Annotated in this window: 12 protein-coding genes; 4 read left to right on the forward strand and 8 right to left on the reverse strand. The window is 37.6% G+C overall.

Going from position 1 to position 18810, the window contains the following annotated elements:
• Nucleotides 1-23: 23 nt before the first annotated feature.
• From LNP04_RS06905 to kduI, 8 genes are all read right to left on the reverse strand, one after another.
• On the reverse strand, nt 24-1637 hold the full coding sequence (locus tag LNP04_RS06905; RefSeq protein WP_229985804.1) for a UxaA family hydrolase: 1614 nt from the start codon (nt 1635-1637) through the stop codon (nt 24-26).
• A 7-nt stretch (nt 1638-1644) separates the two neighbouring features.
• On the reverse strand, nt 1645-3108 hold the full coding sequence (locus tag LNP04_RS06910; protein ID WP_229985805.1) for a tagaturonate reductase: 1464 nt from the start codon (nt 3106-3108) through the stop codon (nt 1645-1647).
• A gap of 293 nt (nt 3109-3401) precedes the next feature.
• Nucleotides 3402-4931 carry an MFS transporter gene (locus tag LNP04_RS06915; RefSeq protein WP_229985806.1) on the reverse strand — a complete coding sequence of 510 codons (1530 nt, stop codon included), beginning with the start codon at nt 4929-4931 and terminating at the stop codon, nt 3402-3404.
• Nucleotides 4932-4942: 11 nt separating this feature from the next.
• The gene (locus LNP04_RS06920; protein ID WP_229985807.1) at nt 4943-5602 is read right to left on the reverse strand and encodes a bifunctional 4-hydroxy-2-oxoglutarate aldolase/2-dehydro-3-deoxy-phosphogluconate aldolase; all 660 of its coding nucleotides are present in this window, start codon (nt 5600-5602) and stop codon (nt 4943-4945) included.
• Between the two features lie 343 nt (nt 5603-5945).
• Nucleotides 5946-6953 (reverse strand): sugar kinase, encoded by a 1008-nt coding sequence (locus LNP04_RS06925; protein WP_229985808.1) that lies wholly within the window; start codon nt 6951-6953, stop codon nt 5946-5948.
• A 316-nt stretch (nt 6954-7269) separates the two neighbouring features.
• Nucleotides 7270-8667, reverse strand: a complete 1398-nt coding sequence (gene uxaC / locus LNP04_RS06930; RefSeq protein ID WP_229985809.1) for a glucuronate isomerase — start codon at nt 8665-8667, stop codon at nt 7270-7272.
• Between the two features lie 18 nt (nt 8668-8685).
• A complete protein-coding gene (locus LNP04_RS06935; protein ID WP_229985810.1) occupies nt 8686-9468 on the reverse strand; it encodes a gluconate 5-dehydrogenase in 783 nt (260 codons plus the stop codon).
• 10 nt (nt 9469-9478) lie between these two features.
• Nucleotides 9479-10315 carry a 5-dehydro-4-deoxy-D-glucuronate isomerase gene (gene kduI, locus LNP04_RS06940; RefSeq protein WP_229985811.1) on the reverse strand — a complete coding sequence of 279 codons (837 nt, stop codon included), beginning with the start codon at nt 10313-10315 and terminating at the stop codon, nt 9479-9481.
• An 873-nt stretch (nt 10316-11188) separates the two neighbouring features.
• On the opposite strand from kduI, the gene LNP04_RS06945 reads away from it, so the two are divergent.
• The 4 genes from LNP04_RS06945 to LNP04_RS06960 all read left to right on the forward strand — a co-directional run bounded on the left by LNP04_RS06945 (nt 11189) and on the right by LNP04_RS06960 (nt 18789).
• Nucleotides 11189-14197 carry a TonB-dependent receptor gene (locus LNP04_RS06945; protein WP_229985812.1) on the forward strand — a complete coding sequence of 1003 codons (3009 nt, stop codon included), beginning with the start codon at nt 11189-11191 and terminating at the stop codon, nt 14195-14197.
• A gap of 11 nt (nt 14198-14208) precedes the next feature.
• Nucleotides 14209-16032 carry a RagB/SusD family nutrient uptake outer membrane protein gene (locus LNP04_RS06950; protein WP_229985813.1) on the forward strand — a complete coding sequence of 608 codons (1824 nt, stop codon included), beginning with the start codon at nt 14209-14211 and terminating at the stop codon, nt 16030-16032.
• Nucleotides 16033-16119: 87 nt separating this feature from the next.
• Nucleotides 16120-17145, forward strand: coding sequence for a pectinesterase family protein (locus LNP04_RS06955; protein ID WP_229985814.1), 1026 nt, complete (start codon nt 16120-16122; stop codon nt 17143-17145).
• A gap of 222 nt (nt 17146-17367) precedes the next feature.
• Entirely contained in the window at nt 17368-18789 is a 1422-nt protein-coding gene (locus tag LNP04_RS06960) for a polysaccharide lyase family 1 protein (protein ID WP_229985815.1), read from the forward strand.
• Nucleotides 18790-18810: the final 21 nt, after the last annotated feature.

Raw genomic sequence — 18810 nt, forward strand, 5'->3', positions numbered from 1 at the left:
TAATATTTAATATAATTAACCCATTACAGAGAGACACCTCGTCTCCATGGAATGAAATCATTCTGATTCAGAACGTGCGCTTTGGTTTTTACCTCGCCGCTGGCCACGTTGATGATGAGTTCCATAAGTTCGTCTGCCGCTTCGGGAATTGTTTTTTCTCCGCTGATTACGGTACCTGCATTGAAATCAATAATGTCTGACATTTTTTCCGCCAAAATTGTGTTGGAAGAAATCTTCACAACCGGCGTGATAGGATTTCCCATCGGAGTTCCAAGACCTGTAGTAAAAAGAACAACTGTTGCTCCGGAACCAACCAAAGCGGTTGTACACTCGGCATCATTTCCGGGAGTACACAAAAGATTCAGACCTGGTTTTGTGGCGTATTCTGTAAAATCGAGAACTTCCACGATGGGTGCAGCGCCGCCTTTTTTGGAAGCTCCTGCAGATTTCATGGCATCGGTAATTAAACCGTCTTTGATGTTTCCGGGAGACGGATTCATATCAAATCCTGATCCTGCCGCAACCACAGAGGCTTCAAAATCTTTCATCAGTTTCAGGAACTTTACACCGTCTTCATCGTTGATGCAACGGTTGACCAACTCCTGCTCTACTCCACACAATTCAGGGAACTCGGCCAACATGGTTGTTCCGCCAACGGCTGCCATAATATCAGAAACTTCACCCAAAACAGGGTTCGCAGAAATTCCTGAGAAACCGTCTGAACCACCACATTCCAGACCAATGTTCAGTTTGGTGATCGATGCTGGTTTTCTTTCTATTTCATTGGCTTTTTTAATGCCTTCGTATGAATCTTTGATAACGCCGGTCAGCATTTCATCGATGGTACCCGATTTTTGCTGTTCGTAAACGACGATTGGTTTTTTATTATTTGGAGCCAATGCATGAAGTGAATCCATGAAAATCTGAACCTGAAGATTCTGACACCCTAAGCTGAGAACCGTAGCTCCGGCAACATTCGGGTTGTTGACATATCCTGCAAACAGTCTTCCTAATGCTTCAGCGTCCTGACGGATTCCGCCACAACCGCCTTGGTGTGTGATGAATCTTGCATCGATGTTTTTAAACACTCTTGTATCCGCTTGTTCTTCTTCAACTTCAACAGTTGCACCGCCGTTCAATAAAGAACGCAGTAATAACTGATGTTTGCTGGCTTTATCGTGAAGCAGTTCTTTTTCAAAAATATCCTTCAGCGTTTCGATATTCTTGTTTTCGCAGAATACCAACGGGAAAAACAGCCAAACGTTTTCTGTTCCCACCTGTCCGTCTTCACGGTGATATCCCATGAAAGTGCGGTCTTTCCATTTATCTACATTCGGAGGAGTCCAGCCTAAAGTTTCGGTTTTCCCGACTACTTTTGCACTTTGGTGCTTTACGTTTTCGGTGGTAATCACTTCGCCCTGTCTGATGGATTGGTTGGCTTTTCCAACGATTACGCCATACATGATGATATGGTCGCCATCCTCAAAATCTATGGCAGCGAATTTATGTTTTGCTTTAATATCTTTAAGAATCGTATAATCTGTACCGTCTAAGTGCACCGATTCTCCGGCAGGCAAATCTAACAGCGCTACAATAACGTTGTCTTTGGGATTTACTTTCAGTACTTTCTTTTGCATGATTTTTTTAAGAATAAGATTGAATAAAATTTTTGTAGGCAGTTTCCATTTCATTGTGGTCGATTTCGTACAATGCTTTTGCAACTGCGGCTTTCAGGCCTTCCAACTGTGTAAGGTCGGTATCCCAAAACAGTTTTTCGCTTAACGCCTGTTCTGAAACCACTTCGTAATCTTCGTTTTTCCAGATTTCCCTGAATCTGTTTACGATGGCTTCTTCGTCATTCAGAGGAAGAGATTTTTCACCAAAACTTCCCTGATAGAATCTGATTAAACTTGCCAGAGAGAACGTTAAGTTCAATGGAAGTTTGTTATTTCTTTCAACATAAGTCAGTAAACTCGGAAGGACTCTTACTTTAAATTTAGAAACAAAATATAAAGCGATACTTGCCAAATGATGCTTGATAAAAGGATTTCTGAATCTGTCGAATACTTCTTCCGCAAATTCTTTCAGTTCATTTTCATCTAACCCTAAAGTCTGGTTGACTTCATTAAATATCGATTCGCTTAAAAAAGTTCCGATAAACTGGTCATCAATCGCTTCTTTTACGATTTCTTTTCCTGCTAAAATGGCCGGAGCCAACATCAAAGTATGTCCGCCATTCAGAATTCTGACCTTTCTTAAACGGTATGGCTGGATATTATCCACCACCAAAATCTGTTCGTTGATCTGATCAAAAGGAATTCTCTGTTTTAAATCTTCACCTCCCTGAATCACCCATAAAAGGAATGTTTCTGAAACCACCATCATCGGGTCTTCATAATCCAACTGGTCTTCATACGTCGCAGCATCATCTTTCGGATAGCCCGGAACAATTCTGTCGACCAAAGTATTGTGGAAGTGATTACTGTTTTCAACCCATTCTGCAAAACCTTCATCTAAATTCCAAAGTTGGGCATATTTTAAAATAATTCCTTTTAAAACAACCGCATTTTCTTCAATCAGCTCGCAAGGAATAATTCTTAAACCTTTGTCTGCTGCCCCATTGAAATGCTTGTATCTTTCGTGAAGTAAAACCGCTACTTTCGCAGGGAAATTTTTGTGCGGACCTTCGTAGGTATTTTCAGTTTCGTCGTAGGCAATTCCAGTTTCGGTTGTATTTGAAAAAACAAATTCAAGTTCTTCTTCTTTTGCCAACTCCAAGAAACTGTTGTAATCTGAATAAGGATTTACCGACTTCTGAATCGCCGAAATCACGCATTTCTCATCGATGATTTCTCCTTTCTTAATTCCCCTTGAAAATAAAGTATAAAGATTCCCCTGTTCTTCAAGTTTGTGAACTGAACCGTTGGGTGTCGGCTGAATATTGACAATTCCTGCGTTGAAATCTGCTTCTTTGTTTAATTTATCAATTACATAATCTGTAAATCCACGCATGAAGTTTCCTCCCCCGAACTGTACGATTTTGATTGGTAATTTTGTATCTATACCGCTATTTTGACGGTTTAATTTTTGTTTTGTCTGATTTTCCATTTTTCTAATTTGAATTAAATTGTGATTTTAATTCGATGAAATCTTGATGCTGAATGCTTTTTTAAACGCAAAGTCCGCGAAGATTTTTTTAATGCTTGATGTATATATTTAAGTTCGCAAAGGCGTTTTACTTAGCTAAGAACTCAAAGTTTTATATTTGAACCATTAAGATTTATTAAGGAGTTAAGGTTATTTGAGAGAAATAAATTTCTTAAGGTCGCACTTCAATTTGCTTGCAAAATCTTACTTTTTCTTAACTTCTTAATTCTCCTTAATGGTTTAAATTTTATTTTCTATTTACTGATTACCTTATATTTAGGAACCAATGATTTCATTACGACCCATGCAATCAGATAAGCGACTGCGCAAATTGAGAAAATGATCATGTATCCTTTGTCAATTCCGTCTGAAACTACGGCTCCTGACTTTTCCAACTGCTCAAAAAATCCATCCGGCAAACGATCGTTTACGTATTGAGGATATTTTTCCAATAACGGAACTCCATCTACTGTTGACCAGGCTTTGTGGGCGTGATCGAATAAAACTCCTGAAGATTTATTAATGATAAATGATCCGATTCCCCCTGCCATTCCGCCAATTCCTGTGATCGTTGCGATGGCTTTTTTCGGGAACATATCGCCTACGGTTGAGAAAATGTTTGCCGACCAAGCCTGATGTGCCGCTCCTGCAACTCCGATAATTAAAACAGGTAACCAATACGTAATTGTTCCTAAAGGTTGTGCTAAAAGTGCTAATAGAGGGAAAAATGCGAAAATCAACATCGCTTTCATTCTCCCGTTGTAAGCGTTCATTCCTTTCTTTTCAACAAAATATTTTGGAAGCCATCCGCCGATGATAGACAATAAAGTAATCATGTAAAGTACGAATAGTGGCAATGCACTTTCTGTGGAATCCATTCCGTAAACCGAACTTAAATAAGCCGGTGTCCAGAATAAAAAGAACCACCAAACGCCGTCTGTCATGAACTTTCCGAAGGCAAAAGCCCAGGTCTGTCTGTAGCTGAAACATTCTTTGAACGTAAATACTTTTTCAGGAACTGAAGTGTCTTCATTCGGAAGATCATCCTGATCCTGATTGATGTAAGTTAGTTCGTGCTCGTTAACTCTCTTGTGTAAATGAGGTTTTTTGTAAACGAAAACCCAAAGTCCCATCCATACAAATCCTAAAGCACCAATGATAATAAATGCCCATTCCCAACCCATTGATTTTGCAATGAATGGAATGGTAAGCGGTGCTGCCAATGCTCCAACAGTTGCTCCTGCGTTCCAGATACTTGTAGAAAATGCTCTGTCTTTTTTAGGAAAATATTCTGCCGTAGTTTTGATCGCTGCCGGGAAATTTCCTGCCTCACCAATCGCCAATACGAAACGTGCAAAAACAAATAAAGTAACACTCGTACTGATGATTGCAGAAGTGTTGGAAACTGTTCCGATCAATTCTTTAGAACCATGAAAACCGGCCGTCCAAGTTCCTGTAAGAATTCCTGAAGTTGCGATTCCACAGAATGCGTGTAGAACTGCCCCCACAGACCAAACTCCGATTGCCCAAAGGAAACCTTTTTTGGTATCCATGAAATCCACAAACTTTCCTGCGAAAAGCATTCCCACTGCATAAAATATAGAAAATAATGCGGTGATGTTTCCGTAATCATTGTTATTCCAGTGAAATTCCGGTGCGATAAAATCTTTCCATGTCAAAGATAAAACCTGACGATCCAGATAATTGATCGTGGTGGCGAGAAATAAAAGAAGACAGATCGTCCACCTGTATTGTGTCGGCTTAATAGATTTAACTGAACTCATAGTCAATGTATTTATTTTAAAGTCTGAATGATATCCAGCACTTTTTTGGTTTCAATTTCTATTGTCGCATAGTCTTTCGCAAGCATTAATTCTTTGCTTACCAGCTTGCTTCCCATTCCTACAGCAGAAACTCCGGCCTTAAACCAGCTTTCAATGCTTTCCTTCGTGGTATCAACCCCTCCGGTCGGCATAAATTTCAGATTCGGGAAAACATCTTTGATGGCACTCATAAATCCTGGTCCCAAAGCATTTCCTGGGAATAATTTAATGAAAGTTACCCCAGCAGTTTCCGCCGCAATAATTTCGGTAGGTGTCATACAACCCGGACTGTACAATAAGTCTTTCGGAATTAAAAATGCTGCAACTTCCGCCACAAACCCCGGACTGATAAAGAAATCTGCTCCTGCCCTGTAATATTCTTCTGCTTGTTTTACATTTTTAATAGTTCCGATACCGAGAAGCATTTCAGGCATTTCTGCATTACGAACTTCTACCATTTTTGTGAAATTGCTCAACGCAGCTGCTCCACGGCTGGTATATTCTACCGCACGGATTCCTGCTTTGTAAAGCGATTTTAATATTTCTAAAGTTACCGTTTCATCAGCATTGTAATACAGAGGCAAAGCTCCCTGATCAATAATGGTGTTTGTAACCAATTGAATTTTTGTCATTTTGTTTTAATTATTTTGTTAAAATAATCTTTGATGGGGTTTTATCCATCCTTTGGTATGCTGTCCCGTTGAGGACTTTGTTAAAATTTGGTTTTCTTCTACCAATTTAGGTTGAGAAGAAATGTATTATTTGATAGGATTTTATCCTATCCTTTGATAAATCGTCCCGTTGGGACTTTCTATGCTGTTTTTTTGAACACAGAGTTCACAAAGGTTTTTTCTTACTAACTGTTCTTTGGTTTCACAAAGCCGCTTCGCTTATAAAAGACCATTAAAATTTTAATTAATAAACTTTTTTATTTCGAAGAACTTCCTGAGCCAATTGCCAAAAGCTAACAGCGAATTACCTTTTGATGCGTCCTCCGGAATTTCCGACCATTACTTCGAGGATATCTTCTGCGCTGCAGTAATTGATGTCGCCTAAAATGGTGTGTTTGATGGCACAGGCTGCGTTGGCAAAATTTAAAGCTTTTTCGTCATCGAAATTTAATAAACCATAAATTAAACCTGCTGCAAAAGCATCTCCTGTCCCGATTCTGTCGACAACGTTGTCTATTTCTAAAAATTTGGTTTCAAAATAATTTCCGTTGATCAATGCCCTTCCCTGCGTTTGCTGAGAACTTGCCGTAACCCCGATTCTTATTTTGTCGAAAATTTTATGAATGGAAGGACATTGCTTTTTTAATTCTTCACAAGCTTCCATGAAACCTTGCTGATCTGATGAAAACTGAGTTCCCAAAATTTCATTGATCTCATTCACTCCACCGATGAAAATCGTTGAGTAAGAAACCAATTCCTTTAAAACTTCGTTTCCATTTTTACCGTATTTCCAAAGGTTGGAACGGTAAGCAGGATCGGTTGTTACTTCAATTCCCATTTCTCTGGCGGTCAACAAACCTTCTTTCAAAGTTTCATAAGCACCTTCGGAAATTCCGGGACTGATGCCTGTCCAGTGGAAATAGTCGCAACCTTCAAGGGCTTTTTTCCAGTCGATCTGTTTTGGTTTGATGTTGGCAAAAGAACCGTTCAGTCTGTTGTAAGCAATTCTGCTTGCACGAACGGATGCTCCGACTTCAAGGAAATATAAACCTAAAGGATGTTCATTTTTATTGATGAAAGTCGTGTCGATCCCAAAACTTTTGATGAAAGATAATGCTGATTCTCCCACAAAATCATCAGATACATTGCTGATGTGCGTTACGTCGCAACCCATTGTTGCCAATGAAGAAGCTACGTTGAGCTCAGTTCCGCCGAAAAAGAATTCCATCTCGTGGCTCTGTTTCATTGTTTTATTTCCGGGAGGTGAAAGCCTCATGATTACTTCACCGAAAGTAAGTATTTTGTTAGCCATATTTTAAATACTCTGTTTAATATCTGCTGTTATTTAAACGCAAAGTGCGCTAAGATTTTTTTAAACTACTAACTGTTTCTAAGTTCGCAAAGGCGTTCCACTCAGCCAAGCTCACAAAGATTTTTCAGGTTTAGAAAAATTGCAGATATGTAAATTATTGTTATGATTTAAACCATTAAGATTTATTAAGGAGTTGAGAATAGTTAAGTTGAGCTTCGCTCTAAGCAATCTGCTTAATAAAATCTAAGATTTTAAGCTTAAAAAACCTTAACTCCTTAATCATCCTTAATGGTTCAAATTTTATTTAATTCGAAATTTAAAAATCGAAATAATTTTTAGCATTATGATAACAAATATCGGAAATAGTTTTCCCAATCAGTTCCATATCATCCGGCAATTCGCCGTTTTTCATTTCTTCTCCGAAAAGATTACACAACACTCTTCTGAAGTATTCGTGTCTCGGGTAAGATAAGAAACTTCTTGAATCTGTCAACATTCCTACGAAACAGCTAATCAATCCCATGTTTGAAAGGGCATTCATCTGCTTGATCATTCCGTCTTTCTGATCCAAAAACCACCAGCCCGATCCGAACTGTACCTTTCCTTTGATACTGCCGTCATTGAAATTCCCTATCATTGTAGCGAAAATTTCGTTGTCGGCAGGATTTAAGTTATATAAAATTGTTTTGGTCAGTTTGTCTTTTCCGTCTAAAGCGTTTAGCAATTTAGACAAAGTTTCAGCCTGAACGAAGTCACCGATAGAATCCCAGCCTGTATCAGGACCTAAAATTCTGTGCATTCTTTCGTTGTTGTTTCTCAATGCTCCCAAGTGGAACTGCTGAACCCATCCGAATTTGTGATATGTTTCGCCTAAGAATAATAAAATCGCAGTTTTGAACTGATTTACCTGCTTTTCAGCAATCACTTTTCCTGAAATTTTATCATTGAAAATTGCGCTCACTTCAGCTTCTGAAGCTTCCTCGAAAGAAATATTGTTCAATCCGTGGTCGCACAATCTGCATCCGTTTTCGTGGAAATATTCAATCCTCTTGATTAAAGCATCGCATAAAGTCTGGTAAGAGTTGATTTCAATTCCAGCTGACTCACCCAATTTAGAAATATAGTCTGCGAAGTTGTGGTTTTCAATTAAAATTGCTTTATCTGGACGGAAAGCTGTACTTACTTTGATGCTGAAATCACTTTTTGCCAAATCCTGATGATAATTTAAAACATCAATCGGATCTTCAGTCGTGCACAAAGATTCTACGTTCATCATTTTCAGCAAACCTCTTGTCGACTTTTCAGGAGTCTGAAGCTGTGCCGTGATGTTGTCGTAAATATCTGATGCGTTTTTTTCGTTTAATAATTCATCGATTCCGAAATAACGCTTTAATTCTAAATGCGTCCAGTGGTACAAAGGATTTCTTAATGTATAAGGAACTGTTTTTGCCCAAGCCTCGAATTTTTCTTTGTCTGTTGCGTCACCTGTGATGAATCTTTCGTTCACACCCATCGTACGCATTGCACGCCATTTGTAATGATCGCCCGCAATCCAAACTTTAGAAATATTTTCGAAAACCGTATCTTCAGCAATATCTTTAGGAATCAAATGATTGTGATAATCGATGATTGGCTGTTTTTCTGCGAAATTGAAGTATAATTCTTCCGCGTATTTATTTTGTAATAAAAATTGATCTGTAATAAAAGATTTCATTTCTGTAAAATTCTTGTGTTATTCATTAGCAGGTTTCCCGATGGTCGCCAAAATACCTCCATCCACATAGATAATGTGTCCGTTGATAAATTTACTTGCGTCTGAAGCTAAGAAAATAGCTGTCCCTGCAAGATCTTCAGGGTTCCCCCATCTTCCTTCCGGAGTTCTACTGATGATAAATTCGTTAAACGGATGACCATCTACTCTGATGGGTTCTGTCTGGGTCGTCGCAAAATATCCGGGACCGATACCATTCACCTGAATATTGTGTTTTGCCCATTCTGTTGCTAAATTTTTGGTAAGCATTTTCAGTCCGCCCTTTGCAGAAGCGTATGCCACTACATTATCACGGCCAAGCTCGCTCATCATAGAGCAAATATTAATGATTTTACCGGATTGTCTTTTGATCATGTGTTTCCCAACCAGTTGAGACATGATGAAAGGACCGGTAAGATCTACATCGATTACTTTTCTAAAGTCTGCAACATCCATTTCCAAAGCCGGAACACGTTTAATGATTCCCGCATTGTTGACTAAGATGTCTATTTTCCCATGTGTAGCAAGCATTAATGCTACTTTCTGAGCGGCTTCAAGCTCGTCTGTCACATCAAAAAGATAACCTGTAGCGTTATATCCTTTACTGCGATAATATTCTAAGGCTTCATCTAATTTTGAGGGAGTTGTACTTGTGATTGCCAGTTCAGCACCTGCAGAGGCAAGGCCTTCAGCCATTGCCATTCCTAATCCGTGAGTACCGCCTGTTACAACAGCTACTTTTCCGGATAAATCGAATAAATTCATGTAGAAAAAATTACTTTAGTTCGTTAGTTTTAACAGCGTCCATGTCGCCATAATCCATATTTTCTCCTGCCATTCCCCAGATAAAAGTGTAGTTGGAAGTACCAACCCCTGAGTGAATAGACCATTCCGGAGACAAGACTGCTTCATTGTTTTTCATAAAGATATGACGGGTCTCATTCGGCTGGCCAAGAAAATGACTTACCGCCTGCCCTTCTTCAAGATCGAAATAAAAATAAGCTTCCATTCTACGGGTATGCGTGTGAGAAGGCATCGTGTTCCAAACACTTCCTTCGTGCAACTCGGTCATTCCCATTTGCAGCTGGCAGGTTTCCAATACGCTGTTGACAATCAATTTGTTGATTGTTCGTCTGTTTGCGTATTTTGCTTCTCCCAATTCTACAATTTCAGCTTCGTTTTTAGTGATTTTCTTTGTAGGGAAAGTGTGATGCGCAGGAGCTGAATTGAAATAGAATAAAGTCTGACCTTCATTTCCGTTTTCAAAAACAACATCTTTTGCTCCTTTTCCTATGTATAAAGCTTCCTTATTTTCAAGCTCGAAAACCTCTCCATCAACGGTTACCTTTCCGGCAGCACCTACGTTGATGATTCCCAATTCTCTTCTGTCTAGAAAGTTTTCTGCCTTCAGATCATCAGTAGGCTCCAGTTTCAATACGCTTTTTACAGGCATTGCACCACCCACGATCATTCTGTCGTACATAGAATACACTACATTGATTTGATCTTCATTGAATAAATCATTCATTAAAAACTCCCTTCTCAGGTCTTCAGTTGTATATTTTTTTACATCTTCGGGATGATGGGCGTAACGAAATTCTGATTTTGTCATACTCTAGATTTTAAACTTAAATTACGGTTTCTAAAAAAACCTGTTAAACATTGCGTAATCGATTGCATTAAATTACACTAAAATTGCACAGAAATACTTTTCGATAAATATATAGATAATATGTATTCCATTAACAAAAAATTAATTTAAAGTTTTAATCAACTGATTAACAATAAAATAAAATTATTATTTTGAGAAAAATTAAGAAAATTTAAGAATATAGAGCGTGTTTTTTTGACCAAATTAGGCGTAAGTACTTACCGAAATAAAAATCATGCCACAAAATGCTCTTATGACAACAGTCATATCATATATATAAAGATAATTTAAAATTAATCAGAGCAAGATGTTAAAATATGACAATTTATCAATAATTAGAAAATACACATTTTTTCTGAGGCCAAAAAACTGATAAAAATCACGTTAATTTCAAAAATTGAAGACTTGAGTATCAATTTTGGGAATTTTTGAAAGGTAAAAATCCTTGAATTTCGACCCGTTTTTCATCAATTTAAACCCTAAACAGTAAATATTCGAATATTTTTTTCATACCATTTATAAAAATAGAAATAACAATTCATCTAATTGAATATCAGTATTTTAAATATATTTTAAAATCCAATATTTTGTCATTTTAAACAAATTAAACAGATAAGTTCACGAAAAAATAATATTTTTTTCTTTGTGTAATGGAAAATAATATTAGTTTAGAAGCCACGATAAATATGTTTCGTGAAAAATTACGCAATCGATTGCACAAGAAGAGCGTAATTTGACATAAAATCAAACAGAGTACTTAAAATCCACAAAAAACTAAGCGGAAAGCTTTAAAATGCTTTCTGACCACACTTTAAACTATATAAGGATATAATAATGAATAAAAAAGTACAATCGATAAAGTGGTTATATTTAACTGTTTTCCTGCTTCCCGTACTTGGCTTTGCGCAGGAGAAAGGTAAAGAAAAAGAAACCAACATTGACGAAGTGGTTTTGGTAGGTTATACCAAGGTTTCTAAAAAAGACGTTACGAATGCCGTATCTTCTGTAAAAGCTGAAGCTTTAAAAGATATGCCGGTAAACAGTGCTGCTGAAGCAATTCAGGGTAGATTAGCCGGGGTACAGGTTCAGACGAGTGAAGGTTCGCCAGGTGCAGAGGTGGACATCAAAGTAAGAGGTGGTACTTCTATCACAGGAAGTAATGCACCCCTTTACATTGTAGACGGTGTGCAGATGGATAATGCAATGTCTCTTTTAACCCCAAAAGAAATTGAATCAATCGAAGTTCTGAAAGATGCTTCATCTACATCCATCTACGGTTCCAGAGGAGCGAATGGTGTAGTTTTGATCACAACAAAAAGTGGTAAAAAAAGAGCAACTACTTCAATTAATTACAACGGATTTACAGGAGTAAGAAAAATCATGAACACATTGGATGTTCTTGATCCTTACGAATTTGTAATGTATCAGTACGAATTGTATAACAAAAATGGTGTAGAAGCTGACGTATTGGCTTTCGCAACAAGATATGGTACTTACAACGAACTAGGAACTAAGTACAGCAACGTTAAAAGAAGAGACTGGCAAGACGAATTATTCGGTAAGGAAGCTTTTAACTTTACGCACAACCTTACGGTAAATGGTGGTTCTGAAAAATCTGCTTTTGCATTAACATTAAATCATGTGGACGAAGATGGTATCATGCTGAAATCAGGCTTTAAAAGAAGCATGGTTAACTTTAAATATGATTACGACATCAGCAAGAAACTGAAAATCGGATTTAATGCAAGATACAGCAGATCATTAATCAATGGTGTGGGTACATCAAGCTCAGGCTCTCAAAGTAATAATAGACTAAGAAATGCTGTAAGGTATCAGCCTTTCGAAGGTGGATCTAATATTCCTGTTGATGATTTTGATCCTAACTACGCTACAAATACCAACTTGGTTAATCCTTTGATTTTAAATGACAACGAAGTAAGAGACAACAGATCAAACGATTTACTATTAAATGGTTATATCAACTGGAACATTTCAAAAGATATTACTTTCAGAAGTGTAATCGGTTACGTTCAGAGAGACATCATTACCAACCAGTTTTGGGGTACGGTTACATCACAGGCAAGAGCTAATGCTGATATGCCAATCGTACAATTAGATAGATCTCAATCTAGAAGAATTACCAATACCAATACATTAAACTATACTAAAAAATTTGGTAAGCATAAATTAGATGTTTTATTAGGTCAGGAGATCATTCAGACAGATGGTGAAACAAGTAACACTTATGTAAAATGGTTCCCAAAATCTATCCTTCCTGAAGAAGCATTTGCGAACATTGCCGCAGCTACTCCCCCAGCCGGTTTAATTCAAGATGCTGCAAGAACAGGAGTCTTGGCACCAGACCGTTTGGCTTCATTTTTCGGACGTGTAAACTATATTTTTGATAACAAATACATCCTTACAGCATCAGTAAGAGCTGACGGATCTAATGTATTTATGAAAGGAAACCAGTGGGGGTATTTCCCGGCGGCTTCCCTAGCTTGGAAAATCAAAGAAGAAAAATTCCTAAAGGATGTTAATTGGTTAGATGAATTAAAACTTCGTGTGGGTTACGGTCTTTCCGGAAACAACAGAATAACGTCTTATCTTTGGGCCAACTTCTACAATATCAATGCAAACAACGGGTATGTATTTGGAACTTCAGTGACACCGGGAGCTGCAATTTCTACTACACAGGCTAACCCTAATGTAAAATGGGAGGCTACCGTATCTAAAAATGCAGGTATTGATTTTGAATTGTTCAACGGAAGACTATATGGTAGTGTAGACGGATATATTACTGACACAAAAGATCTATTGGTTTTAGCAAAAGTTCCTTTCCCTGGATATTCAAACCAATTTCAGAATTCAGGTAAGACTCAAAACAGAGGGTTAGAATTTACTCTTGGTGGAGTGATCGTTAACAAAGAAGACTTCACATGGAAAACAGATATTAACCTTTCTGCTAACAGAAACAAAATTTTGAGTTTAGGGAGCGGTGTTCGTCCGGGACAAGATTCATATTTGGTTCAATCGGGAGGTATCGGAGGTTTCGACTTTATCGCTAAAGTAGGAAGCTCTGTAGGAACCTATTACGGATATGTAACTGAAGGAAGATACGAAATCAGTGATTTTGATTACAATGCTGTAACACAGGTTTACACTTTAAAAGCAGGAGTTCCTAGCAGCAGCGCAATAGCATTAGGCGCAAAAGCCGTACAACCCGGAGATCTTAAATTAAAAGATTTAAATGGTGACGGACAGATTACTGATGCAGACAGAGAAGAATTAGGAAGTGCTCAGCCTAAGTTTTATGGAGGTTTTAATCAAACTTTCCGTTACAAAAACTTCGATATGAGTTTATTCTTTAATTTCTCAGTTGGAAACAAAGTCTATAACGCTAATAAAATAGAGAACACCACTCAATACTTATACAGAGACAACAACATGGCTGCAGAAGTGGCAGACAGATGGAGATGGTTTGATAACAACGGGGTAAAAGTGAACGATCCTACTGCTTTGGCAGCATTGAACGCAAACACTACAATGTGGACGCCACCAACTGGACAATACATTTTACATTCTTACGGAATCGAAGACGGTTCTTTCTTGAGACTGAACAACGTTACTTTAGGATTCACATTACCAAAAGGTTCTTTGGAAGCTGTAGGGGTTAAAAATTTCAGATTGTACGCAACAGTTAACAACGTATTTGTTATTACAAAATACTCAGGTTATGATCCTGAAGCGAGTACAAGAAGAAATCCGTTAACTCCGGGAGTTGATTATTCAGCCTATCCTAGAAGCAGATTTTTTGTAACAGGTGTAGATATCACTTTCTAAAATTTATTATCATGAAAAAAAGCAAATCAATATTTATTTTATCTTTTCTGGCAGGTGCACTTTTCCTTAATTCGTGCAGCGATTTTCTTGAGCCGGAAAACCTTTCAAGTATTTCTGAAGCACAGCAGTTTGACAGTACTGCAGATACATTTTCAGCTTTAGTGGGAGTGTATGCTCAATTGGGAGGAGATGACGGATATGGACAAAGATTATCTTTGATTATACCACAATCCGGAGACGACTTCAGAACTTCAGGAAGCTATAATTGTAATGACAGAAGAGGTGTAGCAACTTTCGGTGCTTGTACAACCAATACAGAACTTAATGGACCTTTTTCAAAACTATATACAGGAATTGAGCGTGCAAATCTTGTCATTAAAAATATTCCTCTATCTCCTGTAATGCAAACCGGATCTGCTGAAGATAAAAAACTAATGAACAGATACTTAGGAGAAGCCTTAACGTTAAGAGCTCAATATTACTACGAGCTTATCAGAAACTGGGGAGATGTACCTTTCTATTTAGTACCGGCTTCTGATTTGGCAGAGCAAAACCAGCCAAAAACAGACAGAGATATTATCTATGATCAAATGATTATCGATCTGGAGAAAGCTGCAACCTTAGTTCCTTGGAGATCTGAAGGTAGTACTACCAGCAACAGAATTTCTAAAGGTTTTGTGAAAGGTCTTAGAGCAAGAATTGCATTGGCAAGAGCAGGATATTCTTTAAGAAGAAGTCCTCAAATCATGGCTCAGGGATCAAATCCTCAGAAATATTACCAAATAGCTTTAGACGAATGTAAAGATATTATGAATCATTCGGGCGAGCACAGTCTGAACCCAAGCTACGAAAACGTATTCAGAGCTTTACATACCAATGCTCAGGATGCAACCAATGAAGTTATTTTCGCAGTAGGAGCTTTTGGTGGTGGTACCAGAACAGACTCTAAAATCGGATATTACAACGGTCTTAAACATCATGACAACTCTGTATGGAAAGGAGGCGGCGGTATCAATGCGTTGCCAACGTATTTCTATGAGTTTACAAAATATGACTTAAGAAGAGATATGAATGTAGGAATTTTCACCATTAATGCAACGAATCAGGCTGATTTAGCTGCTTCAAACGCATGGACAGATTCTAAATACAGAAAATCTTGGACGAGCATCACAGGACCATCTCAAACACTTGCGGTTGACTGGCCTCTACTTCGTCTTTCAGATGTAATGTTGATGTTTGCAGAAGCGGATAATGAAATTCACGGAGCACCATCACAAGAAGCAAAAAATGCTTTATTAGCAGTAAGAAACAGAGCTTATACAGGAAATCTTGGACAAGTAGGAACAATTCCTTCTGATAAAGTTGGTTTCTTCAATGCAATTGTAAAAGAAAGATTGCTGGAATTAGGTTCTGAAGGAATTAGAAAATATGATTTGATTCGTTGGAATTTATTAGCTTCAAAAATTATCGAAACTAAACAAAAACTGACAGATTTTATCAACGGAACAGGAGCTTATGCCAATGTCCCTTTAAATATCTACTATAAATCTTCTGTTTACGATCCAACTAAAACAGCTCAACAAAACATTGCAGCAATCGACGTTTACACTACAGGAACAGACAAAAGCCAGGTATTTTATCTTCCTAATCAGTCTGCAACGACTCCTTCAGGTTACAAATCAATTGCCTGGAGATCAGGAATTTCTGCTACGTATGTAAATGATCCATCTGCAGGATACGCACAATATTTTGAAGCCAATAAGAGAGAATTATTGCCTATTTATTTCGAATATATTCAAAATAACTACAATCTTACTCAAGATTACGGTTATTAGAACAAAGATACATTCATATTAATTTCAATACAGACTTACTCCTTCACAGGAGGAAAGTCTGTATTTTTCCAATGAAAATTAAAATCTATGAATATTTCAGATTTTTACAAAAAAATAAAGTTCCTATCCTATTTTTCAGTAGTTGTTATCAGTCTTCTTTCTTTCAAGATGAATGAGGGTAAAACCATCATCGTTTCGAAAGACGGAAAAGGAAATTTCACTACCATTCAAGAGGCCATCAATTCTGTTGAAGAAGGAAAAAAAGTAAGAACAAAAATCATTGTAAAACCAGGAACTTACAGAGAAAAAATCACAGTAGATGCTGCAAAAAGCCCGATTAGCTTAATTGGAGAAAATACAGAAAACACGATTTTAGTTTATGGCGATTATGCATCCAAGCAGAATGCTGAAGGTAAAAATATTGGGACAACAGGTTCATCAAGCGTTTTTATTTTCTCTGATGATTTTTCAGCTAAAAATATCACTTTTCAAAATGATGCAGGCCCGGTCGGACAGGCCGTTGCCGTTTTAACAACTGGCGACAGAATCGCTTTTGAGAATTGTAAATTCTTAGGATTTCAGGATACCCTTTACACCAAAGGAGCTCAGGATGCTTTAGATAAAACTAAAGTTTCCAGAAACTATTTTAAAAACTGCTATATCGAAGGAACTACCGACTATATTTTCGGAGCAGGAACTGCTGTTTTTGAAAACTGCACGATTTATTCTAAAAAAAATGCATCTTTCGTTACCGCTGCTTCTACAATTGAAGGAAATGAGTTCGGATATGTGTTTATTAACTGTAATTTAACAGGCGATGCTGATGCAAATTCTGTATATTTGGGTCGTCCGTGGAGACCATTTGCAAAAACTGTTTATTTGAATTGTGCAATCGATTCCACAATAAAACCTGAAGGTTGGCATAACTGGTCTAAACCTGATGCAGAGAAAACAACTTTCTATGCAGAATACAATTCAAAAGGTTCAGGAGCTAATTCTGAGAAACGCGTTTCATGGTCTCATCAACTTACTAAAGAACAAAGTAAAAAGTATACATCAAAAAATATTTTAAAAGGAAAAGACAACTGGAATTTTAACAGGAGTTTTAAATAAATCATTTTTCCAGATAAGAATTAGACAAAGTCACCAATTCACTCTTTTAGAACTTTAATACTATTAGCAAATTTCATAATGAATAGTTCGCTGCTTATGCAACTGTGAATAATCCCATCGGGATTTACTGTTAATAGAAAATGAATGCAAAAAAATTAAAGCTCCGTAGGAGCGACCTGTTAATAAATGGACAGACCTTCAAAATAATGAAATAACATCTAAATGAAATTCAATCTGAAACATAAAATCTTTGCAACAGGCATTCTCGCAATGCTCTCTCTGCAGGTATCAGCTCAGGAAAAAACGCTGAGTTTCCCCGGTGCTGAAGGTTTCGGAAGATTTACATCAGGTGGACGAGGCGGAAAAGTCTTGTTTGTTACTAAATTGAAAGATGATGGTTCAGAAGGAACTTTAAGACATGCTTTGGAACAAAAAGGCGCAAGATATATCGTTTTTAAAACTGCCGGAACTATTTATTTGGAATCTCCTTTAAGAATAAAAGAAGGCGACGTCACCATTGCCGGACAAACCGCTCCCGGAGACGGAATTACTGTTGCCAACTACGAAACTTTTGTCGCAGCAGACAATGTGATCATCCGTTATATGCGTTTCAGAATGGGTGATAAGAAAAAGTATGAAGGTGATGCTTTAGGCGCAAGATTTATCAAAAATCTGATTGTCGACCACTGTTCGATGAGCTGGTCAACAGACGAGACAGTTTCCATTTATGTTAATGAAAATACTACGCTTCAATGGTGTGTAATTACAGAAAGCCTTAGAAATTCGGCCCATCAGAAAGGCGCTCACGGATACGGAGGAATTGCCGGTGGAAAATTCGCATCTTTCCATCATAATATCTACGCTAATCACGACAGCAGAAATCCGAGATTAGGAGAATATGCGGGAAGTAAATTTGCTCTGACCAATCTGACCGATTTTAGAAATAATGTCATTTACAATTGGGGACACAATAATATCTACGGAGGTGAAGGAATGAATGTGAATATGGTCAATAATTACTACAAACCAGGTCCTGCGACAATGACCAATAAGAGAATTGTTGCAATTGATAAAAATGAAAAAGAGGGCACTGAGGTTTACAACATCTGGGGGAAATATTACATCAACGGAAATGTGGTCGAAGGAAGCCCGGAGGTTACTGCAGACAACTGGAATTTAGGCGTTTTTAATCAGATGAAACCTGCTTATAAACTGACAGATGCTGATAAAAACTCAATTAAAATAAATCAGCCACACGATATTCAGAATAATGTAAAAACTGATTCCCCAAAACAAGCCTACGAAAAAATATTAAAAATCGGAGGTGCGAGTTTGGTGAGAGATGCTGTTGATGTACGAGTTTTGGAACATGTAAAAAAGGGAACCTTCTCTCACAAAGGTTCGCTCGGCAGTGACAACGGAATCATAGATTCTCAGGAAGATGTAGGCGGATTACCTGTTTTAAAACCAGGAAAGGCTCCTCTTGATTCAGACAATGACGGAATGCCCGATGATTGGGAAATTAAAAATAATCTTGATCCGAAAACGGCCAATGCCAACGGAAAAGATTTAGATAAAAACTATGATAATATCGAGGTGTATATGAATGACGTCGTGAAAAAAATAACCGAAAATCAACGGTAGTCACTGAACTTTCAGACTCAA

The organism is Chryseobacterium sp. C-71 (assembly GCF_020911865.1).
Lineage (GTDB): Bacteria > Bacteroidota > Bacteroidia > Flavobacteriales > Weeksellaceae > Chryseobacterium.